Annotated in this window: 22 protein-coding genes, 1 tRNA gene, 1 pseudogene and 1 riboswitch; of the genes and pseudogenes, 8 read left to right on the top strand and 16 right to left on the bottom strand. The window is 72.8% G+C overall.

From position 1 onward, the window contains the following. Position 1: 1 nt before the first annotated feature. Together BMY04_RS17715 and BMY04_RS17710 are read right to left on the bottom strand one after the other, a co-directional pair. Positions 2-316 carry a DMT family transporter gene (locus BMY04_RS17715; RefSeq protein ID WP_091184207.1) on the bottom strand — a complete coding sequence of 105 codons (315 nt, stop codon included), beginning with the start codon at positions 314-316 and terminating at the stop codon, positions 2-4. 9 nt (positions 317-325) lie between these two features. After that, a riboswitch (guanidine-III (ykkC-III) riboswitch) is annotated at positions 326-390 on the bottom strand. Positions 391-447: 57 nt separating this feature from the next. Further along, positions 448-2,364, bottom strand: a complete 1,917-nt coding sequence (locus tag BMY04_RS17710) for a glycogen debranching N-terminal domain-containing protein (protein ID WP_091184203.1) — start codon at positions 2,362-2,364, stop codon at positions 448-450. 309 nt (positions 2,365-2,673) lie between these two features. Between BMY04_RS17710 and argS the strand changes: the two genes are divergently transcribed. Genes argS through BMY04_RS17695 form a run of 3 tightly spaced genes read left to right on the top strand, consistent with a single transcriptional unit; the run spans position 2,674 to position 5,617 of the window. Beyond that, a complete protein-coding gene (gene argS, locus BMY04_RS17705; RefSeq protein WP_091184416.1) occupies positions 2,674-4,314 on the top strand; it encodes an arginine--tRNA ligase in 1,641 nt (546 codons plus the stop codon). Between the two features lie 8 nt (positions 4,315-4,322). After that, on the top strand, positions 4,323-5,108 hold the full coding sequence (locus BMY04_RS17700; RefSeq protein ID WP_091184200.1) for a YaaA family protein: 786 nt from the start codon (positions 4,323-4,325) through the stop codon (positions 5,106-5,108). Further along, positions 5,105-5,617: a DinB family protein gene (locus BMY04_RS17695; RefSeq protein ID WP_091184196.1), complete on the top strand. Its 513-nt coding sequence runs from the start codon at positions 5,105-5,107 to the stop codon at positions 5,615-5,617. Before BMY04_RS17700 ends, BMY04_RS17695 begins: the two co-directional genes overlap by 4 nt. A 76-nt stretch (positions 5,618-5,693) precedes the next feature. Here BMY04_RS17695 and ppgK read toward each other — a convergent pair whose 3' ends face one another. Both ppgK and BMY04_RS17685 read right to left on the bottom strand, forming a co-directional pair. After that, positions 5,694-6,518 carry a polyphosphate--glucose phosphotransferase gene (gene ppgK, locus BMY04_RS17690; protein ID WP_091184193.1) on the bottom strand — a complete coding sequence of 275 codons (825 nt, stop codon included), beginning with the start codon at positions 6,516-6,518 and terminating at the stop codon, positions 5,694-5,696. A gap of 44 nt (positions 6,519-6,562) precedes the next feature. After that, positions 6,563-7,525, bottom strand: a complete 963-nt coding sequence (locus BMY04_RS17685; protein ID WP_091184412.1) for an SDR family NAD(P)-dependent oxidoreductase — start codon at positions 7,523-7,525, stop codon at positions 6,563-6,565. A 98-nt stretch (positions 7,526-7,623) separates the two neighbouring features. Here BMY04_RS17685 and BMY04_RS17680 point away from each other — a divergent pair, with 98 nt between their 5' ends. Then, positions 7,624-8,199 carry a TetR/AcrR family transcriptional regulator gene (locus BMY04_RS17680; protein ID WP_091184189.1) on the top strand — a complete coding sequence of 192 codons (576 nt, stop codon included), beginning with the start codon at positions 7,624-7,626 and terminating at the stop codon, positions 8,197-8,199. A 22-nt stretch (positions 8,200-8,221) separates the two neighbouring features. On the opposite strand, the gene BMY04_RS17675 is transcribed toward BMY04_RS17680, so the two are convergent. The 4 genes from BMY04_RS17675 to BMY04_RS17660 form a co-directional block, all read right to left on the bottom strand. Then, positions 8,222-8,659: a hypothetical protein gene (locus tag BMY04_RS17675; RefSeq protein ID WP_091184186.1), complete on the bottom strand. Its 438-nt coding sequence runs from the start codon at positions 8,657-8,659 to the stop codon at positions 8,222-8,224. A gap of 55 nt (positions 8,660-8,714) precedes the next feature. Continuing rightward, positions 8,715-11,162, bottom strand: a complete 2,448-nt coding sequence (locus BMY04_RS17670; RefSeq protein WP_091184184.1) for a PH domain-containing protein — start codon at positions 11,160-11,162, stop codon at positions 8,715-8,717. Continuing rightward, complete coding sequence (locus BMY04_RS17665) at positions 11,159-11,650, bottom strand: PH domain-containing protein (RefSeq protein WP_091184181.1); 492 nt, start codon at positions 11,648-11,650, stop codon at positions 11,159-11,161. The genes BMY04_RS17670 and BMY04_RS17665 overlap by 4 nt, the downstream gene beginning before the upstream one ends. Before the next feature lie 62 nt (positions 11,651-11,712). After that, positions 11,713-12,576: a DUF1707 SHOCT-like domain-containing protein gene (locus BMY04_RS17660; protein ID WP_139209954.1), complete on the bottom strand. Its 864-nt coding sequence runs from the start codon at positions 12,574-12,576 to the stop codon at positions 11,713-11,715. Between the two features lie 164 nt (positions 12,577-12,740). On the opposite strand from BMY04_RS17660, the gene BMY04_RS17655 reads away from it, so the two are divergent. Beyond that, positions 12,741-12,814 (top strand) — tRNA-Gly (locus BMY04_RS17655). Between the two features lie 214 nt (positions 12,815-13,028). On the opposite strand, the pseudogene BMY04_RS23720 reads toward BMY04_RS17655, so the two are convergent. From BMY04_RS23720 to BMY04_RS17640, 3 genes and pseudogenes are all read right to left on the bottom strand, one after another. Then, a pseudogene (locus BMY04_RS23720) lies at positions 13,029-13,973 on the bottom strand (tyrosine-type recombinase/integrase); the annotation flags it as partial. An 83-nt stretch (positions 13,974-14,056) separates the two neighbouring features. Further along, complete coding sequence (locus BMY04_RS23565; protein WP_091184409.1) at positions 14,057-14,359, bottom strand: helix-turn-helix domain-containing protein; 303 nt, start codon at positions 14,357-14,359, stop codon at positions 14,057-14,059. Between the two features lie 227 nt (positions 14,360-14,586). Beyond that, positions 14,587-14,778 (bottom strand): hypothetical protein, encoded by a 192-nt coding sequence (locus tag BMY04_RS17640; protein ID WP_091184175.1) that lies wholly within the window; start codon positions 14,776-14,778, stop codon positions 14,587-14,589. A gap of 659 nt (positions 14,779-15,437) precedes the next feature. Between BMY04_RS17640 and BMY04_RS17635 the strand changes: the two genes are divergently transcribed. Further along, complete coding sequence (locus BMY04_RS17635; protein ID WP_091184172.1) at positions 15,438-16,478, top strand: IS110 family RNA-guided transposase; 1,041 nt, start codon at positions 15,438-15,440, stop codon at positions 16,476-16,478. A gap of 436 nt (positions 16,479-16,914) precedes the next feature. On the opposite strand, the gene yczR is transcribed toward BMY04_RS17635, so the two are convergent. The 4 genes from yczR to BMY04_RS17610 all read right to left on the bottom strand — a co-directional run bounded on the left by yczR (position 16,915) and on the right by BMY04_RS17610 (position 21,459). Beyond that, positions 16,915-18,351, bottom strand: coding sequence for a MocR-like transcription factor YczR (gene yczR, locus BMY04_RS17630; RefSeq protein ID WP_091184168.1), 1,437 nt, complete (start codon positions 18,349-18,351; stop codon positions 16,915-16,917). Positions 18,352-19,129: 778 nt separating this feature from the next. Then, positions 19,130-19,726, bottom strand: coding sequence for a membrane protein YczE (yczE, locus tag BMY04_RS17625; RefSeq protein WP_198410244.1), 597 nt, complete (start codon positions 19,724-19,726; stop codon positions 19,130-19,132). 760 nt (positions 19,727-20,486) lie between these two features. Beyond that, positions 20,487-21,134 carry a dihydrofolate reductase family protein gene (locus BMY04_RS17615; RefSeq protein ID WP_091184163.1) on the bottom strand — a complete coding sequence of 216 codons (648 nt, stop codon included), beginning with the start codon at positions 21,132-21,134 and terminating at the stop codon, positions 20,487-20,489. Position 21,135: 1 nt separating this feature from the next. Continuing rightward, the gene (locus BMY04_RS17610; protein ID WP_408630467.1) at positions 21,136-21,459 is read right to left on the bottom strand and encodes an ArsR/SmtB family transcription factor; all 324 of its coding nucleotides are present in this window, start codon (positions 21,457-21,459) and stop codon (positions 21,136-21,138) included. Positions 21,460-21,573: 114 nt separating this feature from the next. Here BMY04_RS17610 and BMY04_RS17605 point away from each other — a divergent pair, with 114 nt between their 5' ends. After that, positions 21,574-22,053, top strand: coding sequence for a GNAT family N-acetyltransferase (locus tag BMY04_RS17605; protein ID WP_198410242.1), 480 nt, complete (start codon positions 21,574-21,576; stop codon positions 22,051-22,053). Next, a complete protein-coding gene (locus tag BMY04_RS23140) occupies positions 22,023-22,190 on the top strand; it encodes a hypothetical protein (protein ID WP_198410241.1) in 168 nt (55 codons plus the stop codon). The genes BMY04_RS17605 and BMY04_RS23140 overlap by 31 nt, the downstream gene beginning before the upstream one ends. A gap of 30 nt (positions 22,191-22,220) precedes the next feature. Here BMY04_RS23140 and BMY04_RS17600 read toward each other — a convergent pair whose 3' ends face one another. Then, the gene (locus BMY04_RS17600) at positions 22,221-23,198 is read right to left on the bottom strand and encodes an RNA polymerase subunit sigma-70 (RefSeq protein ID WP_091184159.1); all 978 of its coding nucleotides are present in this window, start codon (positions 23,196-23,198) and stop codon (positions 22,221-22,223) included. Positions 23,199-23,249 lie beyond the last annotated feature (51 nt).

The following is a 23,249-nucleotide window of genomic DNA, read 5'->3' as shown; positions in this document are numbered from 1 at the left end:
GTCAGTGCGCGAGCTTGAGGCCCACCACCCCGGCCACGATCATGAGCAGGAAGACGATCTTGGCGACCGACACCGGCTCCGCGCCGGTGACGATCGCGTAGAGGACGGTCAGGACCGCGCCGATGCCGACCCACACGGCGTACGCGGTCCCGACGGGCAGGTCGCGCATCGCGAACGCGAGCCCGCTCATGCTGGCCAGCAGCGCGACGACGAAGACGACGCTCGGCCCGAGCCGGTGGAACCCCTCCGACTTGCCGAGGGCGGTGGCCCACACGGCCTCGAGGACGCCGGAGAGGACGAGGACGAACCAGGACACGACAGCTCCCACGGGCCGTCTTGTCGTCTGCCGGGTACAGCACCCCTCGTCCGGGAGGCCGCGGTGACCGCGCCTCCCGTCCAGGGTCGCACGCACCACGGGCCCGGCCAAGCCGGCCGGACCAGCCTGGCTCAGGCCGGCTCGGCCCCGAACACCCCGGCCCGCCGCGCGACGACCACCGCGGCCGCGGCGCTCCAGGCCTGGGGCCGGCAGGCGGCGGGGTAGGGGACCGGCGCGCCCTCGCCGCTCCACAGCTCGGGCAGGCGCTGGTCGAAGGCCACGGAGGCCGCGAGCAGCCCCTGCACGAGGGGCTCGGCGGCCTCGCCGAGGCCCGCCCGGACCAGGCCGTCGACGACGATCGCCGTGTCGTGCGGCCACACCGACCCGCAGTGGTAGCTCAGCGGCGCGTACGGGACGTCGGTCGTGGCCATCGTCCGCAGCCCGAGGCCCGAGTCCAGGGCCGGCGAGGTGACCAGACGCGCGACCTGCCACTCCTCCTCGAGGTTGAGCAGGCCGGTGCCGACGAGGTGGCCGACGTTGCTGGTCAGTGAGTCGACGCGGCGTCCCTGCCCGTCGAGGGCGAGGGCGGGGTAGGCCTCCTCCGCCGAGCCGGACGGGTCGCACCAGAACGTCCGCCGGAACCGTTCCGCCAGCTCCTCGGCCCACGCCCGGAGCGCCTCGGCACCGGGGCGGTCGAACCCCTCGAGCAGGGCGGCGCCGGACAGTGCGGCCTCGTACGCGTAGCCCTGCACCTCGCACAGGGCGATCGCGCCCGCCGCGTAGGCGCCGTCGGTGCTCCGGACCGCGTCGCCGCTGTCCTTCCAGCCCTGGTTGGCCAGCCCCTGGCTGCCGGCGCTGACGTAGCGCAGGAACCCCTCGGCACCGGGGGCCTCCGTCTGCGCCGTGAGCCAGCCGAGCGCGGCCTCGAGAGCGGGCAGCAGCTCGGCCACGTCGGCCTCGTCGATCCCGGCGCGCCAGGCGTCGTGGAGGAGGCAGACCCACAGCGGGGTGGCGTCGACCGTGCCGTAGTAGAGCGGCGGCAGGGTCATGCCGCCGAGCTGCAGGTCCTCGCGGCGCAGCTCGTGCGGGATCTTGCCCGGCTGCTCGCCGGTCCGCGGGTCGTCGCGCCGGCCCTGCAGGCGCGCGAGCGTCCGGAGCGTCCCGCGCGCGACGTCCAGCCCGAGCGGCAGGGTCAGCCGCGCCGCCCAGAGGCTGTCGCGGCCGAAGAGCGTGAAGTACCAAGGGGCGCCGGCCGCGTAGAAGACGTCGCCGGGTGCGCTGGGCAGCGCCAGCCGGAGGCTCGCGAGGTCGGCGACCGAGCGGGCCAGCCAGGGGGCGAGCCGCGGGTCCAGGTCGGGACCGGTGAGGGCGACCTCCGCGTACGCCTCCGGCGGTGCGGCGACCACGAACGGTTCCGGCTCGTCGAGGTCGACCGACCAGCCGACGCCCACCGCGCCGCGGGCGGGCAGGTCCAGCTCCCAGCGCAGGACGACGCGGGCGCCGCGCTCGACGATCGTCGCGCCGAGCGCGGCGAGGGCGACCTCGATGCCCTCGGCGCTCCAGGTGACGGTTCCCTCGGCTGTCCCGGCGATCTCCACCGGAGCCACGGGGCCGCTCTGGCGGACTGCACCCATCGCCGTCCCCGACGGCACCAGGGCCACCTCCACGGCCACGCGGAGCCCGACGTCGAGGGTCGAGGACACCACCAGCTCCTCGGCCACGCGTCCCGGCTGCACGTCCCGGGTCCGGTCGAGCCGGACCCGCGGGTCCCCGGTGTCGGCGTGCTCCGCGTCGAGCCGGCGCAGCAGGGCGGTGAACACCTCGCGCCCGTCGGGCAGCGAACGGTGGGCGACCGGGACGCCCGCGTCGCCCTCGACGCTCACCTCGATGCCGCTGAGCAGGACGACGTCCGCGTGCACGAGCCCGCTGACGTCGGCCGCCCCGTCCGGCCGCGGCACCACCTGCCCGTCGGTGCGCGACCACACCTGCGTGGGCGCGGCCACCTGGCCGACGAGGTCGTGCAGGAACGGCTGGAGCGGCTGGGGCACGCGTCCATGCTGCCGGGGCCGTCGCCGGACCTCGGCCCCGGGCATCGCGCCTGTGCTCGCTCGCCGTGCTCGTTCGCTGCTCGCACGCTCGCGCCGACGGTGCTCCCCCCAGATGGTCGCCCGTGCTCGCGCCGACGCTCGCCCAGCCGCCCGGGTACTTGTCCGAGCTTCCTCGTGCTTGTCCTGCCCTGCAGGTGTGCCTGACCACGTGCATCTCACGTTGTCGTGAAATGCACGACCCCGCCGCCACCACCGCCGCGGGGGAAACGTGGTCAGCGCCGTCCCCAGGGGGTGGAAGAATTGCTGATCGTGTCTTCCCTCCCCTCGCAGCTGAGCGCCCGTGTCCGGGCCGCCGCCGGTGTCGACCCGGAGCTGAGGGCGGCGACGCGTCCGGAGTTCGGCCACTTCCAGTCGAACGTGGCGCTCCGGCTCGCCAAGACCGAGGGCAAGCCGCCGCGCCAGGTCGCGGCCGAGGTGCTCGCGCGCCTCGAGGTCGACGACCTCTGCGAGCCGGTCGAGATCGCCGGCCCCGGCTTCCTGAACTTCCGGCTGCGCTCGTCGGTCCTCGCCGCGTACGTGGGCGAGCAGCTCGCCGACCCGCGGCTCGGGGTCGAGCAGGCCGAGCACCCGCAGAAGGTCGTGATCGACTACCCGTCGCCCAACGTGGCCAAGCAGATGCACGTCGGCCACCTGCGGACCTCGATCATCGGCGACTGCTTCAACCGGGTGCTGACCGCGGTCGGGCACGACGTGCTGCCGCAGAACCACCTCGGCGACTGGGGCACGCAGTTCGGCCAGCTGGTCGAGCAGATCCTCGTCGAGCGGGTCGACGCCTCGGCGCTGACGCTGGACGAGGTCGAGGACCTCTACAAGCGGGCGGCCGGGCACTTCAAGACCGATCCCGACTTCGCCGACCGCGCCCGGCTCCGGGTCGTGTCGCTGCAGTCCGGCGACGAGGAGACGCTGCGCATCTGGCGCCAGCTCGTCGAGGTGTCGCTGGCCGGCCACAACGTCACGTACGCCCGGCTGGGCCTCAAGATCAACGACGAGCACCTGGCCGGCGAGTCGATCTACAACGCCGAGCTCGCCACGGTGGCCACGGAGCTCAAGGACCGCGGCGTGGCGATCATGGACGCGGGCGCGCTGTGCGTCTTCGTGCCCGGCTTCAACGCCCCCATGATCATCCGCAAGCGCGACGGCGGGTTCGGCTACGACGCGACCGACCTCGCCGCGCTGCGGCACCGGGTCCGCGACCTGCACGCCGACCGGCTGATCTACGTCGTCGACGTGCGCCAGGGCGACCACTTCGCCCAGGTCTTCGCGGTCAGCCGCATGGCCGGCTGGCTGCCCGACGACGTCGAGGCGCAGCACGTCGGCTACGGCATGGTCCTCGGCTCCGACGGCAAGCCGTACAAGACCCGCGACGGCAAGGCCATGCACCTCTCGACCCTGCTCGACATGGCGGAGGAGGTCGCCGCGCCGCCGATCGCGCTCGCGGCGATCAAGTACGCCGACCTGTCCAACGGGCTCAACAAGGACTACGTCTTCGACGTCGACCGGATGGTGCAGACCACCGGCAACACCGGGCCCTACCTCCAGTACGCGCACGCCCGGATGAGCCAGGTGCTCGCCCGGGCCGCGGCCGAAGGGGTCATGCCGGCGAGCGCCGAGGTCACGGTCCTCGACGCCCCCGAGGAGCAGGCGCTGGCGCTCGCGCTGTCCGGCTACGGCGAGGTGGTCGCCGACGTCGCGGCGACCCTCCAGCCGCACCGCCTCTGCACCTACCTCTACGACCTCGCCGGGACGCTGTCCGTCTTCTACGAGCGCTGCCCGGTGCTGCGGTCCGAGGGCGCGGTGCGCGACTCGCGGCTCGTGCTCTGCCGCGCCGCCCGCAGCGTGCTCGCCGCCGGGCTCGACCTGCTCGGCATCGAGGCGCTCGACCGGATGTGACCTGACCCGTGCTGGTTCTCCTGCCGCCGTCGGAGGGCAAGGCGGCCCCGGCCCGTCGCGGCCGCCCGGTCGACCTGGCCGCGCTGCCGCACCCGTCGCTGACGCCGCTCCGCGAGGAGCTGCTGAACGCTCTGGCCGCGGTCAGCGCCGAGCCGGGGGCGGCCGAGCGGCTCGGGCTGAGCCCCGGGCTGGCCGACGAGGTGGCGCGCAACGTCAGCCTCCGCACGACGCCGGCGCGGCGGGCGGTCGACGTCTACACCGGCGTCCTCTACGCCGCGCTGGACCACGCGAGCCTGGGCACGGGGGCCGCGCGCCGGGCGAACCGGACGATCCGCGTGCAGAGCGCGCTGTGGGGCCCGGTCGCCCCGACCGACCTCGTGGCGCCCTACCGGCTGCCCATGACCGCGAACCTGCCCGCCCTCGGCACCGTCGCCTCCCGCTGGCGCGCGGTGCTGGGGCCCGTCATGACGGAGCTCGCCGGCGACGGGGTGGTCGTGGACGGCCGCTCGTCGTCGTACGCCTCGGTCTGGCGCCCGGCCGGCCGAGCGGCGAGGGCGTACGTCGCCGTCCGCGTCTTCTCCGAGGTGGCCGGGCGGCGCACCGTCGTCTCGCACGCGGCCAAGCACACCCGGGGTCTCGTCGCCCGCTGGCTCTGCGAGGCCGACCGGCTGCCGCGCACGCCGCAGCACGTGGCGGGCGTCGTCGCAGAGCACCGGCCGTGCGCGCTGGTGCCGGACGGCAGGGGCGGGTGGTTCCTGGACGTCGACGCTCCTGCGGCAGCATCGGTCGGATGAGCGTCCCCTTCCCTGCCGCCACCGAACCCGTTGGTTCGCGGACCGAGGTCTTCCTGCGCTACCTGGCCTACTTCCGCGACGGCGTCGGGCGTCGCGTCGAGGCGATGAGCGAGGAGGAGGTCCGCCGCAGCCGCGTCCCGTCCGGCTGGACCCCGCTCGAGCTCGTGCGGCACCTGACGTTCATGGAGCGGCGCTGGTTCGTCTGGGGCTTCGAGGGCGAGCCGGTGGCGGACCCGCACGGCGACGAGGTCGACGGGCGGTGGTTCGTGCCCGAGGACCTCACGGCCGCCGAGGTCCTCGCGGACTGGCGCCGCCAGTCCGCCGTCACCGACGCGGTGCTGCGGCGTCACGACCTCGACGAGGTCGGCCGGCCGGGCCCGCGCTGGGAGGGCGCGCCGCCGGCCACGCTCGAGCGGGTGGTGCTGCACGTCGTGCAGGAGTACGCCCGCCACCTCGGGCACCTCGACATCGTGGCCGAGCTCGGCGGCGGGGTGACCGGCGAGGTCTGAACGCCGCGTGCGGAACGTCCCGGCGGCCGCCGAGGGAGCGAGCCCGGACCAGCGCGCGACGAGCGCGGGCGGGCGCCTACTCGACGCGCTGGTCGCTCGTGGGGTGGCGCGAGAGGCCGGGCTGGGTGTCCTTGTTGGCGGCGAGCCATGCGGCGCCGACGATGCCGGCCGTGTTCCGCAGCTTGGCCGGAACCATCTCGGCGCTGACCTTGATCAGCGGCAGGAACTTGTCGGAGTCCTTGCTGACGCCGCCACCGACGACGATGAGGTCGGGCCACAGCAGCGCCTCGACCACCTCGTAGTAGCGCTGGAGGCGCTTGGCCCACTTCTCGTAGGACAGGCCCTCCTTGTCCTTGACGCTCGACGCGGCGCGCTTCTCGGCGTCGTACCCGTCGATCTCGAGGTGCCCGAGCTCGGAGTTGGGCACCAGCACGCCGCGGTAGAGGATCGCCGAGCCGATGCCGGTCCCGAGGGTGGTCAGCAGGACCAGGCCGGGGTGGCCGGCGGCAGCGCCGTACTTGACCTCCGCGACCCCCGCCGCGTCGGCGTCGTTGACGAGCACGATGTCGCGGCCGAGCCGGTCCTCGAAGACCTTCTCGGCCTCGCAGTCGATCCAGGACTTGTCGATGTTCGCGGCCGACCGGGTGATGCCGTGGGTCACGACCGCCGGGATCGTGACGCCGATCGGACCGTCGGGGGCGATCTGGGAGGAGAAGTGGTCGACGATCTGCGCGACGACGTCGGCCACGTTCTGGGGCGTCGACTTCTCCGGGGTGTCGATCCGCAGGCGCTTGTCCGCGAACTCACCCGTCGTCAGGTCGACGGGCGCGCCCTTGATGCCGCTGCCGCCGATGTCGATGCCCAGGACCGGACGCGCGCTCGCCGTCGAAACCTCGCTCATGCTCCGCACCCTAGCGAGGCCCCGACGGTCGACCGAGAGCGACCTCAGCGGGTGGGCGCCCCGAGCCCGAGCCGTACGGCCTCGGCGTCGACCAGCGCCGTGGAGACGTCCCAGAGCCGGGCCGCCGCCTCGGGGTCCACCGCCCACGGGAGCACCCCGTAGACGACGTCGTAGATCTCGTCGACGACCTGCGCCTCCCGGTTGTCCTCGAAGTAGCGCCCGCCGTAGCCCTCGAGCTCGGGCGCGGTCGCCAGCAGGACCGAGGTCGAGGCACCCTGCTCCGTGGTCTTGACCACGTCGACGGCGTCGCGCTTGAGCGTCGCAAGGACCTCGGGGTCCCAGTGCTTCTGCAGCCCGGTCCAGATGCCGCCCGGCATCAGGGCGTTGGTGGTGATGCCTTCGGCGCCCCAGCGGCGCTGGGCCTCGACCGCGAAGAGCACGTTCGCGGTCTTGGACTGCCCGTAGCCGAGGTTCGGCGTGTAGTCCCGGCGCAGGAAGAACGGGTCCTCGAAGTGGAACGGCGAGCTGCCGTGGCCGCTCGAGGCGACCGACACGACGCGCGCCGACCCCGCCGCCACCAGGGCGTCGTGCAGACCCGTGGCGAGCGCGAAGTGGCCGAGGTGGTTCGTCGCGAGCTGCGACTCCCAGCCCGCCGTCGTGTACGCGAGCGGCGTGTCCATGATCCCGGCGTTGTTCACCAGGATGTGCAGGGGACCCGACCACGCCCCCACGAAGGCGTGCACCGACGCGATGTCGTCGAGCCGCAGCTCCGCGACGTCGACCGACCGACCGGTCGTCGCCTCGATGTCGTCGGCGACCGCCGCGCCCTTGGCCGTGTCCCGCACCGCGAGCGTGACGTCGGCACCGGCCCGCGCGAAGGACCGCGCGGTCTCGACGCCGATCCCGCTGGAGGCGCCGGTGACGACCGCGCGTCGGCCGGTCAGGTCGATGCCCGCCAGCACGTCGTCGGCGGTGGAGGCCTTGGTCAGGCCTCGGATGCTGCTCATCGTCATGTCGAACCTCTTCTGCTAACCAACTGGATGGTTAGGAGAGTAGGCGACACCTGAGGGCGAATCAACCGACTGGTTGGAAGTAACCTCGACCCATGCCAGTCCGCGACGCCGAGGCCACCCGCGCCCGCATCGTCGCCGCGGCCACCGAGGAGTTCGCCGAGCACGGGCTCGCCGGGGGGCGGGTAGACCGGATCGCCGCGGCGGCCCGGACGAACAAGGCGCAGCTGTACCACTACTTCGGCAACAAGGAGACGCTGTTCGACCTGGTCTTCGACCGGTACGTGCAGACCCACCTGGTGGGCGGCTGGTTCGACCCGGAGCGCCTGCCGGAGTACGCGGCGAGCGCCTACGACTACTACCGGAACGACCCGGTGCTCGTCCGGCTCGCGACCTGGGCCCGTCTGGAGCGCACGCCGACCGGGGACCTGTACGCCCGGGCCGGCGGCATCGACGTCCAGGTCGTCGCCCGGATCGAGAAGGCGCAGGTCGAGGGGGTCCTGGTCGACACCGTCGCGCCGCTCGACCTGTTCTGCCTGGTCATCGGCATGGCCAGCGCGTGGGCGCAGTCGTCGCTGACGATCACGGCGACCGGGGACGAGCCCGAGGAGGTCCACGCGGGCCGCCGGGCCGCACTGGCCCACGCGGTCCGCGCGGCCTTCTGCCGCTGAGACGGGCGGCGGCGGGCGGCGGTCAGGCCGCGTCGACCGTGCCCCGCGAGGACGGCGACCAGTCGAGCAGCTGCGCGACCAGGAGCAGCCGCCCGAGGTCCTCGCTGCTGATCGAGCGTCCGTACGGGCCGCGCGCCCGGGCCACGGCGCCACCGACGCGGACCAGGGCCTGCCGGTAGCCCTCGACGCGCTCGTCGGGCCCCAGGACCGTGACGACGTCGCGCAGCCCCGACACCACCGACCGGTCGTCGAGCTCGAGGTCGAGGAGCAGCCCGGCCCGGTCCGTGGTGAGCGTGGCGAGCAGGTCACGGGTGGCGCGCGGGGCCCGCAGCCCCTCGCTCACGACGGCGTCCCAGAACACGGCGAGATCGGGTTCGGCGAAGCGGGTGTGGGTGCCGACCAGGGCGCTCAGCACCCACAGGGGCGCGAGCTGGAGCGTGCGGACGTCCTCGGATCGCACGGGCGCCCCCTCTCGGTGTCGTCCCCAGTGTGCGCCGGTCCGCCCGGTGGCGCGGTCAGACGCGGTCGAGCTGGCGCAGGCACCAGGCGTACGTCCGGGGCTCGACCTCCGCGGTGTCGGAGAAGTAGAAGGCGAAGTAGCGGCGGTAGACCCCGATCCAGCGCGCGACCTCCGGGCCGTGGCGCGAGACCGCGACGCCGAGCAGCCACTCGCTGTCGGCCACCGCCCCCTCGTACGGCTCCAGCTCGAGGAACGCGACGGCCCCGGTGAGGTCCATCAGCGGGTCGGCCTGCAGGGTGTGCGGGCTGAAGTCGCCGACGCCGGTGACCCGCGGCGCCCCACCCTCCGGGTTGTCCTCGGGGCCCGGGGAGACGTACACGTTCGGCGCGCAGAAGTCGCCGTGCACGAGCGCCGGCGCGACCACGCGCTGCCCGAGGTCACGGAACAGGCCGTCCCAGACGCGCCCGACGTCGGGGACGTCGCGCGCCAGGTGGTCGCGGCTGCGGCTGGTCGGACCCTCGAGCATCGCGTGCAGGAGCTCGACGAGCGTGGGGTACGACCGCGGCGCGTCCTCGCCCACCAGCCGGGCGAAGCCGGGGACCGGGAGGGGCAGGCGCGCCACGGCCTCGGCGGCGTCGAGGAGGCTGGTGAGCGCCGCGCGGCGGCCGGCCAGCGGCGCGGTGGCCAGCCAGGACGACAGCGACCCGCCCACGAAGCGGCGGTCGACCGTCCACACGCGGCCGTGCGACGTGCCCGCGTCGAGGACCAGGGGGAGCTCGACCCCGTAGCCGTCCGCCGGCCGGGCCCGCTCCCAGAAGCCGTAGAGCTCCCGGACCTGACCGACCACGGGCGACCCCGGCGCGGCGCCGCCGCGGTAGAGGCGCAGCACCCGCTCGTCGTCGAGGGCGAAGACCTGGCTCTCGCCGCCCTCGCCCAGGAACCGGTCGCGGTCCGTGCCGAGCTCGGCCAGCACCGCGTCGGCCGACGCCCGCTCCTCGGGCGACTCCGGCCGCGTCTCGGCCGCCGGGTCCGCGGTGACCGCAGCGGCGTCGCGGGCCGCTCGGGCCCGGTCCAGCTGGGTGAGGGCGAGCTCCCGCGCGGCGCCGGCGTCGAGCTGGCGGGCCACCGCGTGCACCGGCCCCTTGGGGGTGTCGACGTGCACGTCGGCGAGGCCCAGCCGGCGCTGGAGCGGGCCCTGCTCGATGCGGACGGACTGCGTCTTGGCGTGCGGCACGATGTGGCGCTCGTGGACCAGCAGGCCGTGCTCGGTGACGATGGCGCGGTCGTCCCAGCCGTAGCGCAGCGTCCACCAGTCGAACCACCGGAACCATCGCGCCCGCCGCGGCACCCCCTGCAGGGGGATCTGGTCGACGGTGAAGCCGGGCAGCACCCGGCTGAGCGCCACCCGCACCTGGGCCGGGCTGGCGACGGGGAGCAGCACGCTCGTCGCCTCGCCGCTGTTGTTCTCCCGGTCGCGCGCGCCGTAACCGACGATGTCGACGTCCACGCGCCACCAGCCGAACGGCTTCCACAGCACGGGCTGGCACAGCCGGACGCCCTGGATCCGGTCGACGGGGACGGACTGGCTGGTCAGGTTCGTCAGGCCGCGGGTGACCCGCAGGCCGCGCGAGGACTCGGCCAGCGTGAAGTGGAACATCGCGATGACGCGCCGGCTGACCAGGGAGAACACGCCGAAGACCATCGGCACGATGCCGCCCAGGGCGACCACACCGATGCCGGTCACACCGGCCAGGACGGCGAAGAAGACCGTGACCAGCAACGGGACGAGGAACTCGGTCGAGGTGAGGAAGCTGCCGACCAGGGCCTGCGGCGAGACGGTGACCAGGGTGGTGTCGGCGACACCGGCGTCGAAGAGGACGTCCGGGGCGAGGGCGTCCTCGGAGTCGGCCAGCCGTGCGCTCGACCCGTGGGCCCGGGCCAGGAGGTAGTCGCGCAGCCGGGCCGCCTTGGTCCGCGAGAGGTAGCGCAGCCGCAGGCCGCTGTCCCCGGCGCCGGCCTCGATGCGCAGCTCCCCGAGGCCGAAGAGGCGCGCGGCGAAGGGCTGGATGATGTCGACCGACTGGATCCGCTCGAAGGCGACCTTGCGGGAGGTCTTGAAGAGCACGCCGGTCTCGATGCGCAGCTCCTCGTCGTCGATGACGAAGCGGGTGAAGCGCCACGAGACGTAGCCGGCGGCCGCGGCGGCGAGGCAGAGGACGAGGACGCCGAGCAGGATCCAGCCCAGGCCGAGCCGCGCGAGGCTCGCACGCTCGTCGGGGTTGTCGACGAGCCGGGGCGCGAAGCCCACGACGACGGCGACGAGCACGAGCCAGCCCCGGATGAACGGGGTCAGCGGGTGCGGGCGCTCGGTCTGCTTGACGGGAGGCGCGTCGGCCGGGGCCGGGACGACGGGCGCGTCGGAGGATGCCGGGGTCGCGGGCGCCACGCCGGCGGGGGCCTCGGTCGTCGAGGCCTGGGTCGTGGGTACGGGCGGCTGGCTCACAGCCCGGAGGCCTGGGCCTCGCCCAGCTCGGTCAGCCGGTCGCGCAGCCGCGCCGCCTCCGCGGGGTCGAGCCCCGGGATCGAGGCGTCGGTCTCCGCGCTCGCGGTCTTGAGGGTGACGGTCGCCAGCCCGAACGCCCGCTCGAGCGGGCCGGAGGCGACCTCGACGAGCTGCATGCGCCCGTACGGGACGGCGATCAGGCTGCGGAACAGCACGCCGCTGGTGATGTAGAGGTCGTCCTCGCGCTCGACGTACCCCCAGGACCGGTAGGTGCGCCGGACGAGGAACCAGCGGACGACGACGATGACCGCCGCCAGGCCCCACAGGATCCCGGCCAGCCACCACAGGTCGAAGGCCAGCCCGACGACCAGCGCGGGCACGCTCAGCACCAGCGGCGCCACCAGCAGGGTGGTGAGCCGGCGCAGCGACACCCACCGCGGCGAGAGCCGCTGCCAGGCGTACGTCGGAGGGGCGAACAGGTCGTCCATGGTGCTGCCAGCGTACGCAGCGACCGGTCCCGGGGCGCCGTCGGACGGGCGCCCCGGCCCGGTCAGCGGCCGGACCGCTCGATCCGGTCGTGCAGGCGCTGGTGCAGAGTGTGCGGCCGCGGGTCGAGCGCCGCGAGCCCGGGACGGGCGGTGCCGCGGCCCCAGCGCTTGGGACGCGGGCCCTTGACGTCGACGCCGCCGAAGAAGACCGTCCCCTTGATCACCAGCGTCGGCGCGCCCTCGATCGGCTCGCCGAGGTTCTTGACGTCGGTGCCGCCGAAGATGTTCACCGTCTCGTTGCGGACGTTGATGCCGGCCGGGACCTTGATGTCGACCCCGCCGAAGCAGGTCGAGACGTTCAGCTCCACGACGGGGGCGTCGAAGTCCGCCTCGCGCAGGTCGAGGTCGACCCCGCCGAAGATCGCCATCACCTGGCTCCTGGCCCGCACCCGCCAGCGGCCCTTGCGCTCCACGCCGCCGAACACCGCGACCATCCGGTCGACCTCGGTGTGGCTGCCGTTGCCGACGACGAACGTCGACGCGGTCGAGGAGACGGTGGCCGGGGTCGGGTCGAGGGGCACGAGGTCGGCGGTCAGGGGGATGAGGTCGTCGAACGTGCGCGCGACCAGCACCCGCTCCAGCCGCTCGTCGTGCTCCTCGTGGGTCAGCCGGCCCTCCGCGTACGCGGCGTCGAGCAGGACGGCGACCTGATCGCGGTCGGAGTCGGACGCCCGGAGGGACCCGCCGGCGGCCGGACCGACCCCCGTCGGCTCGGTGCGGTTCGGCTCGGTGCGGTTCGGCTCGGTGCGGCTCGGCTCGGACCCCGGGGCGGCCGACGTGGGGGAGGAGGACGCGCCGGGCGCGTCGTGGTCCTGCGTACGGCCCGGCTCGACGGCCGGGACGTTCATCGGGGTCCAGGTGGTCACACGTGCACGCTAGGACGGCGCCGAGGTGCTTGGCGAGGGGTATGACGCGGCTTCAGGGTCGCGTCGGGGACCACCCCGTACGCCGGCGGGCGGGACCCCGGCCAGGTTCCGCTAGACTTCTGCGCTGCCGCCCCTCGAAGGGCTCACGCTCGAACCGGCGGCCTGCGGACGTAGTTCAATGGCAGAACATCAGCTTCCCAAGCTGAATATGCGGGTTCGATTCCCGTCGTCCGCTCCAGACCGTCTGCCCTAGTCAGGGCAGTCTCGAGGTCCTTTTTAGGGCCCAGATCAGTATCTTCCCGCCTCCGCGGGCCCCCCACGGGCCCCAGCGCAGCATCAGCCTTCGGCGAATCCGACCTCTGAGACCGGTCCTGAACACGGCGCCGGTGGGTCTCGACACGCCGGTCGAGCGCCTCGGCGATGGCTCGATCGGCCACCTGGCTGCTGTGCTGGTAGATCAGGGCGGCCGCGGGGGAGTCGTGACCCATCCGCGCCATCAGGTCGCGCAGGCTCGCCCCCGACTGGGCCGCGAAGGTGTTGCCGGTGTGGCGCAGGTCGTGCAGGTGGAGCTGGGGAACGCCGACCTCCGCGCACGCCTCGCGCCACCGGGCGGCGGTGTTGAAGTTGCTGCGGCGCCACGGCTGCCCGTGCTCGGTGGGGAAGATGAGCCCGTCGGCACCGGGGGAGGAGTAGGCGTCCAGGTGGCGACGGAGCTCGGGGAGGATCGCCGCGGGGAACGACACGGTGCGCAACCCGGCTCGTGACTTCGGCGGACCGACCTGCAAGCCTCCGGGCACCTGGAGGAACTGGCGACGCACCCGGACAGTCCGCTGCTCGAGGTCGAGGTCGGCGCGGGTGAGTGCGGTGATCTCACCCCAGCGCAGCGACGCGAAGGTCTTCAGCAGGACGAACGCCCGCCACCGGTCGGGCACCAGGCCGGCGAGCGCCTCGAGCTGCTCCAGCGACAGGACCGGACGCTCGGGGGAACGTTCCTCCCCCGCCCCGCGGATCCTGCACGGGTTGACGGTGATGAGCTCGTCCTCGGTCATGGCGCTGTTGAGGATCGCGCGCAGCAACCGGTAGGCCTTGGCCACCATCGTCGATGACGTACCCCCCTTGAGCGCGGCGCTGCGCCACTGCCGGACGACGGCGGTGTCCAGCTGACCGAGGGGTACGCCCGCCAGGCGCGGGGCGAGGTGGCGGCGGTAGAGCGACCGGTAGACGTCGGCGGTCCGCGGGCGCAGCCGCGGGTTGTCGAGCAGCCACTCCTCGGCGTACGTCCCGAAGAGGACCTTGCTGCCGTCGAGCCACTTCCCGCCGACCTGGGCCTGCCGCTCGAGCTCGGCCAGGACCCTGGCGGCGTCGGCGCGTCGGGCGTAGGTCTCGGGCCACGCCACCCGCCCCCCGTCCTTCGTGCGGTAACGGATCTGCCAGCGCCCTGACTCGCGCTGCCTCAGCGACCCGAACAACCGACGTGCCGTCACGGCGCCACCGCCCGTCCGCGTCGCCAGACCTCGGACACGACGGCCTCGTCGGGTCCGGGAGCCGGCTCCCGGACCGTGGCGAACGCGTCGAGGTCGTCGGGGTGGAACCGGACGAACTTGCCCACTCTCACGTGCCGCAGCCGGCGCTCCGAAGCCGCGCGGCGGATGAAGCGCACCGACACGTTGAGGTAGGTGGCGGCCTCTTCCGCGGACAGGTACCGCGCTCGCGCGACGCTCTCGCTCGGCTGCGGATTGGCTCCGCAGTCGGCGGGTGACGTTCCCTCTGCTTGTTCCCCCATGGCTTGGTGCTCCTTCATGGCTGGTCTCGACGCAGGTCGCTGACGGACGTGCGGCCAGGCTGATGGCCTGTCGATCACCAGAAGCGCAGAAGAGACGTCACGCGGTCGCGAAACGACCAGAAGTGTGGGAGCGCGCTAGCGGGAGGTGCGTTCTCAAGAGTAGGTCCCGGGGCTGACAGTCCTCCCAGCGACGAGAGGCAGGTGCTAGCGGCTCGACGTTCCCCTGCCTACGGCGTTCCGGTCACGCGAATCTGGGCTGGGGTGTGGCTGTCGACGAGCTCGTCGCGCATCTCCTCGAGAGCGCCGGCAACTACGGTCCGATCAAGTTGCACATGAGCGAGTTCGACCGACAAAGCGCGGAGCAGGTCGAGCCAGCCGGACGTGTCGGTGGGGACGTCGAAGAACGGCCGGCCGGGCATCGGATTCCCGTCGCGGAGCGCTCGGAGTGCCCGGGTGCGTTCCCAGTCGCGGTGGCGGCAGGTCGGCGAGCACCAGCGCGGTAGCGGACCACGTGACCTGAGCGGGATCTCCGCGCCGCACCACTCACAGACCAGCGCCAGCGTCGCTCGACGACTCCGCAAGACGCTCGGCCACGCCGACAGCCCTGGACTCGCTCGGTCGTCGTCGCTAGGGGGAGCGGACGGAACGTCTGCGCTGCCGTCAACCGCGCCTTGCCGCCGCTCGACCCCCCGAGCTCGCTCTGTCAGGAGCCGCCGTCTGATGCGTTCTCGCTCCAGCCCTGATCGGCTCCCGCGCTTGCGCCCCATGACATCACCTCGACTCCACAGGCGGGTCGCTGAGGCCGGACGATCAAACCCGTCACAACAAGTTCACACACCTCTTGCATCTCGGTCGAGGATGGCTGGTGCCCCGGCGTGGTCGGGGTCCGCGCTGCCGTCGGGGTGGCTCGACCTCTTGCTGCCCGGCTGGTCCGTGGCTTTCAACAGTGGGCGCCCTCCGACGGTGGTCGGTCTCGGCGCTGACGCTCGATAGGGGCGTGGGACACGCCCTTTGGGTGTTTCTCGAGATGCCTGCGCTCGCCGGGCTGCGGACAAAGCACGAGGGACGGGGAACGACGGTGTTCGCTGGGGTCGACAGCCACAAGGACACGCTCGCGGCGGCGGTGATCGACTCGACTGGTCGAGTCCTCGACCGGGTCCAGGTAGCCAACCGCGAGGACGGCTTCGCCCGGCTCCTCGACCTGGTGAGTGCTCATCGAGTGGAGCGGGTCGGGATCGAGGGTTCGGGCGGCTACGGCTGGCCGGCTGCGTTGTGGCTGCTCGAGCACGGCGTCGCAGTCGTCGAGGTGCCACCGGCGTTGACGGCGAGGGAACGTTCCTCCCGGCCCGGGCAGGGCAAGACCGACCCGGGTGACGCGGTCGCGATCGCCCGGATCACCGCCCGCGAGGACAGCCTGCCTGCGGTGCGGGCGATGAGCGGGGTCGCAGCGGACCTGCGCATCTTGACCGACTACCGCGACCAGCTCGTCGCCGAACGGACCGCGACCGCGAACCGGGTCCACGTCGACCTGCTCTGGCTGCACCCGGGCTACCAGGACCGCCTGCAGCACCTGACCACCCGCACGGACCTACGCGCCGCCGAGGCGCTGCTGGGCGACGACACCAGCGTCCGCGCCACCATCACCCGCGGCCGGCTGCGGCGGATGGTCGAGCTGAACGACCAGATCGAGGAGCTGAAGACCCAGATCGACGCACTGGTTGCTGCGTCGGGCAGCAGCCTGACCCAGATCTACGGCGTGGGTCCGCTCGTCGCGGCCACCATCTTGGGCCGGGTCGGCGACGCACGCCGCTACCCGACCCGGCACCACTTCGCCACCGCCAACGGCACCGCCCCGATCCCCGCCTCCTCCGGCCGCACCGTAAGGCACCGGCTCAACCGGTGCGGGGACCGCCAGCTGAACCGCGTCCTCTACGTCATGGCGATCACCCAGCTCCGCGGTGACACCGAGGGCCGCGCCTACTACCAGCGCAAACGAGCCGAGGGAAAGACCAGCCGAGAAGCGTTGCGCTGCCTGAAACGACGACTCTCCGACCTGATCTACCGCACCCTGCGCGCCGACCAGGCCCACGCCGACCAGACCGAGGCCGCCGCCGCGTAAGGGTCAGGCGGTGGATGCGGAGACGCAGAGAGGCACGACAAACGGCCCATGGGCAAGCGGCGTGGCAGGGCTTCCAGCCTCGACCCTGCTCTTCGCTGAAGCGATAACCGCACCCACCGCCCACGACGATATCGCCAGCACCAGACCGCTACCCAGACCCAAGGACGCCATTGACATAGGGGCCCACCCCGGCTAGCGATGTATCGGTAGCAGTCGCTCAGACCTCAAGCGCGTCGAGGTTCGCGCGAGCAACTGGCCCGGGTGCGTGGCCCTTGGGGTCGCGCCAGAGATGGCCCACCAACTCCTCCAGCGTGGCGGGACGACGTGCGGTCCGGGCGTCGACCGACGGGTGGGCACCGCAGCCGCGGGGAGGGTCAACCTGCGCGGCGCCGCCGGCGACGGCTGGGCGGTGGCCCTCCATTGATCCGGACCCAGCTCAGACGCTCAGGTCCCACGGTCGCCTAGTGCCCGGCCTCGGGCTGCTGACGCCGACGTCGGCCCAGGCGCGTGCAAGGCGCTCCACGGCCTCCTCCAGGTGCTGCCGGGGGGCTGTGAAGGGCAGACGCAGGTGCCGTTCGCCGCCGCCGTCGGGGAAGAACCGCGGTCCTGCGCTCAGCAGCAGGTCGTGACGTTCAGCGGCGGCCGCGAGTCGGCTGGAAGTCTCACCGGGAAGCCCGACCCAGAGCGTGAAACCTCCGCCCGGCGTCGGGACGCGCCAGTCAGGGAGCCGTCGCGTCAGCAGGCCGACGAGGTGGTCCCGCTGCATCCGCGCCCGGCTGCGCTGCTCCTCCACGTCTACCCCGGATCCTGCGAGGAGGCGGGCGACGACGAGCTGCTCGAGCGCCGGAGAGCCGAGGTCGAGCAAGGCACGTGTCTGGACCAGGGAGCGAATAAGGACGCGAGGCGCACGGATCCAGCCGATGCGCAGCCCGCCCCAGAACGCCTTACTCGCTGACCCGAGCGTCAGCGCGTCGGGCAGCCATGCGGCGAGAGGTCTTCGAGGGTGCTGCCCGTCGAGGCGCAGCTCGACCAGGGTCTCGTCCACGACTGCCGTGGTCCGTGTGCGGCGCAGGGCGGCGGCGAGCTCGGGTCGCGCCTCCTCGTCGAGCCAGTGACCGGTGGGGTTGTGGAACTCGGGGATGAGGTGGGCCAGGCGGGGAGCGGTCTGGCGCACGGTCGTGGCGTAGCCGCTGACCTGCCAGCCGTCCTCCGGCAGCGGGTAGGCCACGAGGCGGGCGCCGCTACGGCGCAGGGCGTCGAGCGCGTTCGGATAGCTGGGTGCCTCGACCAGTACCCGGTCGCCGGTTCTGAGCAAGGTCCCCGCGACGACGTTCAGCGCTGACTGGGCGCCGTTGGTGACCACGATCTGGTCGGGCGCGGTGGGCAGCCCCCGCTCGCCGTACCAGGCGGCAACCTGCTCACGCAGGGACACCAGGCCCTGGGGCCCGTAGCCGTGACCGCCCAGGACGGCGGGAAGCTCGTCCAACGCCGAGCGGTAGACCTCGTCGAGACCTGCTGGCGCGGGCGGGCTCGCGAAGGCGAGGTTCACCAGGTCCGTGAAGTCGGGGTACGGCCCGACCAGGCCGTTGCCTCTGGTGGTTGGGCCCGCCCGCACAAAGTTCCCTGCGCCCCGTCGAGGGACGAGGAAGCCCAGGTCCGCCAGGCGGGCGTAGGCACCGGCCACGGTCGCCCGGCTGATGCCGAGCGTCGACGCCAGCTCGCGCTCGCTCGGCAGGCGCACATCGTGAACCAGACGCCCGTCGACCACCAGGTACCGGATCCGGTCCGCGAGGTCCTGGTAGGCAGGGAACTGGAGGGGCAGGGTCCCGAGCAGCCCGTGCAGGTCCTGTCCGGACAACCAACGGGTGGCCATGTCTGCCTGCTTGCGGAGGTCCGTCGTGCCTGGTCCATCTCACGATATCCAAAGCCCGCAGCAAGCCGACTCGTCTCGCGCCGAATCGGGCCAGCGAGAGCGGACTGGCCCTACCTGGCGCCACCGCACGGCGGCAGGCTCGATGCGTGCCAGGCCGCTGCGCATCCTCATCGTGCGGCGGTTGGCGGGAACCGTCCGCCTCCGCTGCTGTCGCGGGCTGGGCGCGGGTCCTACCCGGTGGGGACCGGTGCTTGAACCCCGGTCCCCGCCCCCGTCCCTCAGCCAACCCGCGGCAGGCGCACCGGTCGTGAACCTGCCTCCGTCATCTGGGTGGTGACAGCTCTGACGCGGGCGGCGCTCGGTAGCTGGCCCGTCGCGTCGGTCGACGCGTGAACGCGGGCGACGTGGAGGCTTCCTGGCGCTCGTTCGCGGCGGGCTGCGTCTTCACCTCGCCGTCCGCCATGTCCGCCGTGCCAGTGACGGGCGGCGTGGCGCGCGGCGAGGCGGCGCTTCGCCGTGGTTCGTCGCTCGCGCTCGAGGACAGCCCAGACCTGCGTCCCACGCTGATCGGGGTGTACGCGCGGGTCGATCTGGTGGTCCTGCACTGTCGCGACCAGAACGACGCAGTCGTCGTAGAGGCGCTAGTCCTCCGCGGCGGGCTGGTTGTCGCCGGCGACGCCGCTCACCTGCACCCTCGATCGCCGACGCCTGCGGCTCGAGCCGGACCTCCGAACGCCGCGACCTCTCCGGTTGAGCAACGTCGCTCCTCCGGACGTTGTCACTGCGGACGGCGTGCAGGAGGAGCATGGTCCGGAAGACGGACGGCCAGGCGGGGGAGGAAGACGCTCACCAGCGGGCCCATCACCAGGGCCAGCAGCACGGTCCCAACGCCGACCTGTCCGCCGAGCACCCAGCCCAGCGTCGCCACGCAGACCTCGATGGCGGTCCGCACGACGGCGACGGGCAGTCTGGTGAGCCGGACCAGACCAGTCATGAGGCCGTCGCGGGGGCCTGAGCCGAACTGCGCGCCCAGGTAGAGCGCATCGAAGAAGGCGATGGCGACGACAGCGACCACCAGGTAGACGTACCGCAGGCCGAGGGTGGCCGGCACGGGAACCACGAGAGCGGTGAGGTCGGCTGCCCATCCGACAACAAGGACGTTCAGCACGGTGCCGACGCCGGAAAGCTCGCGCATCGGGATCCAGGTCAGCAGGACGGCGACGGCGACGGCGTTGGTGGCCGTGCCGAACGACACACCCAGCGTCTTGGCCACCCCCTCGCTGAGCACGCTCCAACTCGCGGCGCCCAGTCCTGAGAGCACCATCACCATGACTGCGGCGCCGTAGCCCAGCAGACCGACGACCAGCTGCAGCACCCGCCGGGGCCTGCGGGGTGCCCGCAGCTGTTCGCGGGCTCCAAGGCGGTAGAGGCCGAGCCGACTTCGTCCGTGCATCGAGGGGGTCGCGGGGGCGGGACGGCTCACGCGCCCAGCCTGGCGCGGCTCCTGCAGTCGGGCCTAGAGCCACCTGCGCGGTGCTGGCCCGATGTGGCGAGTCGGCTGCCAGATGTCGGTACGCGGTGCCTGCCTTGGGGCTGGGTACGTCCTGCCGCGCAATCCGGAACCACCGTCTCATCGCGCAGATCGCGTCCCTGCCGTGGTGAGAAGGCTCGCTCCTCCCGCTCCTCCCGCTCCTCCCGCTCCTCCCGCTCTCCCCGCCCTCGCACCCGGCACCGGCCGCCTCACCACGGTGGTCATGGCCGAGGTCCCCGTGCTCGGTGTGCGTGAATCGTGTGACGTTCTCGACGGGCTCGAGCTCCAGCGACGACAACGACATCGACATGTGCACCCCGTCGAGCCACATGTCGTACGTGGTGACGATGCGGACGTGCTCGACGATGTCGGTGCAGGTGGCCTCCTACCGCGAGACCGGACCGTCGTGGAAGGTTCCCTCGGCGACGTCACGCCCGCCGATGCGGAAGTCGAACGCCCACTCACCGGGCTCGATGTCGTCGCCGGCGCAGCCTCTGGTCCTCCGTGGCGAAGGCGTCATAGCTGCGCTCGACGCCGGCCAGTGGTCGCGGGTGAGGGTGAACTCCGCGCGGGCGAACCCTCGTTCGATCGTCAACCGTGGGTCCTATCGCGTGAAGGTGACGTGGATGGTGCCGCTCTCGGCCACTTCCGTCGTCACGGTGTGCGTGCGGTCGAGGCCGGACAGGTCGTCCCACAGCCGAGTTCCTCGGCCGAGGACGATGGGAGCGACGGTGAGGTGCAGCTGGTCGACCAGCCCGGCGCGCAGGAAGTCGCGCGCCGTGCCCACGCCCCCGCCGACACGCACGTCCAGCCCTCCCGCGGCCTCGGTCGCCTCCGCGAGCACGTCCTCGATCGGGCCGGTGCGGAAGTGGAACGTCGTCCCGCCCTCCATCGTGATCGGCGGTCGGGGCGCGGTGTGGGTGAGCACGTACACGGGGGTGCCGAAGGGCGGTCGGTCGCCCCACCAGCCCTTCCAGTCGGGGTCGTCGGGAAACGCGTGCAGGCCGAACATGCCCGCGCCCATGATCTCGGCACCGGCGCCCTCGAAGAACGAGGCGACGTAGGTGTCGTCGACGCCGGTCGTCCCCGCGCCGCTCGTGTCGCCGAAGACGCGCTCGCGGAAGGTGCGAGTCCCGGTGTGGGCCTTCGTGAGGCGCCCCCAGTCCACCCCCATCGGGTTGCTGGGGGTGTTGTCGGTCGTGGAGGTGTAGCCGTCCAGCGAAACGAACAGGTCGGTGCGGACGCGGGTCACGTCAGGTCTCCTTCGAGGTGGTGCGGGTGAGGTGCATGCCGAGCCGGTCGGCCTGGTGCGCTGCGGGTGTTCGTCGCTCGCCCAGCCACAGGTGCAGGACGTCGAGGGCGCCCGGCCGAAGGCTCACGGTGCGGCCGCGTCCGTGGTTCTGCGACGAGATCACCCCCGCGTCCTCGAGGACGTGCAGGTGATGCATGAGCGTGGGCAGCGCCATCGAGAACGGCGCCGCGAGCTCGGACACGACGGCTGGGGACTTCACCAACCGTTCCGCCAGAGCTCGACGCGTCGGGTTCGCAAGCGCGAAGCACGACGTCGAGCTAGACATCATGCTTAGGCACGCGCCTAACTATTCATGACCGGCCATGGCTCGTCGATCGTCGCGTAGGAGACGGTCGCACTCCGGAACCGCCGGCGACGCGCGCTGGATAGCCTTCGTCGCATGCCCTCGTCGCCGCGGTTCCCGGTGGACCACGAGCCGGCGGTCGACGTGCGGCCGGCGCTCGGGCGCTTCGACGACTTCGCCGCCGTGGTCGGCACGCAGCGACCGGGGGCACGCGGCTGCTGGTGCATGGCCTACCGGGACAGCCGGGTGGCCACCGAGGACCGGCCGGAGCACATGCGGGCCGAGTGCGCGACGGAGCCGGGGCCCGGCGTGCTGGTGTACGTCGACGACGTCGTCGCGGGCTGGTGCTCGATCGCGCCGCGGTCGCGTTACCGCCGGCTGCTCGGCTCCCGCACCATCCCGGTCCTGGACGAGCGGGACGCCTGGGCCGCCGTGTGCTTCGTCGTCCGCGCGGGATACCGCAAGCACGGCCTGATGCACGTGCTGCTGGCCGGTGCCGTCGACCACGCGGCTACCTGTGGCGCGGAGGTCGTCGAGGGGTACCCGTGGAGCTCGACGGAGGCCGGGTCGACATGATCTCGGGCTACGTGGGCACCGTCGGGCTGTTCGAGCGCGCGGGCTTCGTCCGCGCTGCACCCACGACCGGCCGCAGTGGTGGCCGGCCGCGCTGGGTCATGCGCAAGGAGCTCGCGCCGTCGCCTCCGGCATGCTGATCGTCCGAGGACACGCCTCGCTCGACGTCCTCAGCGGACGAGGACGGGAGCCAGGCCGAAGGCCTCGAGCATGGTGGGGTCCGCAAACACGACGTTGCGGGACACCTCGTACCTGGTCACGGTCAGCACCTGCAGCGTGTGCAGCGCCAGCCGGTCCCCGCCGTCCGGGCAGTACGCGGCGAGCGCGGGCTGGCCGTTGGCCGACGTCGCCACCATGCGCCAGCCGTCGCCCCGCATGGCGAACACCCGGTTCATGAACCGGCCGTAGTCCGCGCGTCCTCGGTACCAGAGCGGCACGGGGGGCATCTCGAGCTCGACGTCGGCGGAGAGCAGCGCGACGAGGGCCGCGACGTCGGCAGCCTCGAACGCCTCGACGTAGCGCTGCACGACGCTCCGTTCGGTCGGGTCGTCCGGTTCGACCACCATCTCCGGCTCGGGGCGGAGGTGGGCGATCGTCGCGCGCGCCCGCTGCAGCGCACTGTTCACACCCGCCACCGTGCTGCTCAGCTGGTGCGCCACCTCGACGGCGCTGAACTGCAGCACGTCGCGCAGCACGAGCACCGCCCGCTGGCGTGGAGGCAGCACCTGCAGGGCCGCGACCAGCGCGAGCCGTACGCCGTTGAGCTCGGCCGAGCGCTCCTGCGGGTCAGCGCTGCTGCCGAGCAGGTGCCGCGCGGGCAGCGGTTGCAGCCAGGGGACCTCGAGGTCGGGGACCAGCGGCGTCTCGGGATCCTCGCTCGCGGCGTACAGCTGGGACGGCAGCGCCCGCCGGGCACGCCCTTCGAGGGCGGTCAGGCAGGCGTTGGTGGCGATGCGGTAGAGCCAGGTGCGCAGCGAGGCGCGCGCAGGGTCGAAGCGCTCGCGGGCGCGCCAGGCGCGCAGCATCGTCTCCTGGACCAGGTCCTCGGCCTCGTCGAACGATCCCAGCATCCGGTAGCAGTGGACGAGGAGCTCACGACGGAAGCTGTCCGCCGCCGCGTCGAAGTCGTCCTCGCCGGGAAGGCTCACGAACGTCCTCGGCTTCGTCGGCGATCAGTCGGGCGCTGGCCCCCGGTATGT

The organism is Microlunatus flavus, assembly GCF_900110855.1.
Classification (GTDB): Bacteria; Actinomycetota; Actinomycetes; order Propionibacteriales; family Propionibacteriaceae; genus Microlunatus; species Microlunatus flavus.
Note: the sequence above shows the minus strand (reverse complement) of the source record. Positions and strands in the feature narration are given on the sequence as shown.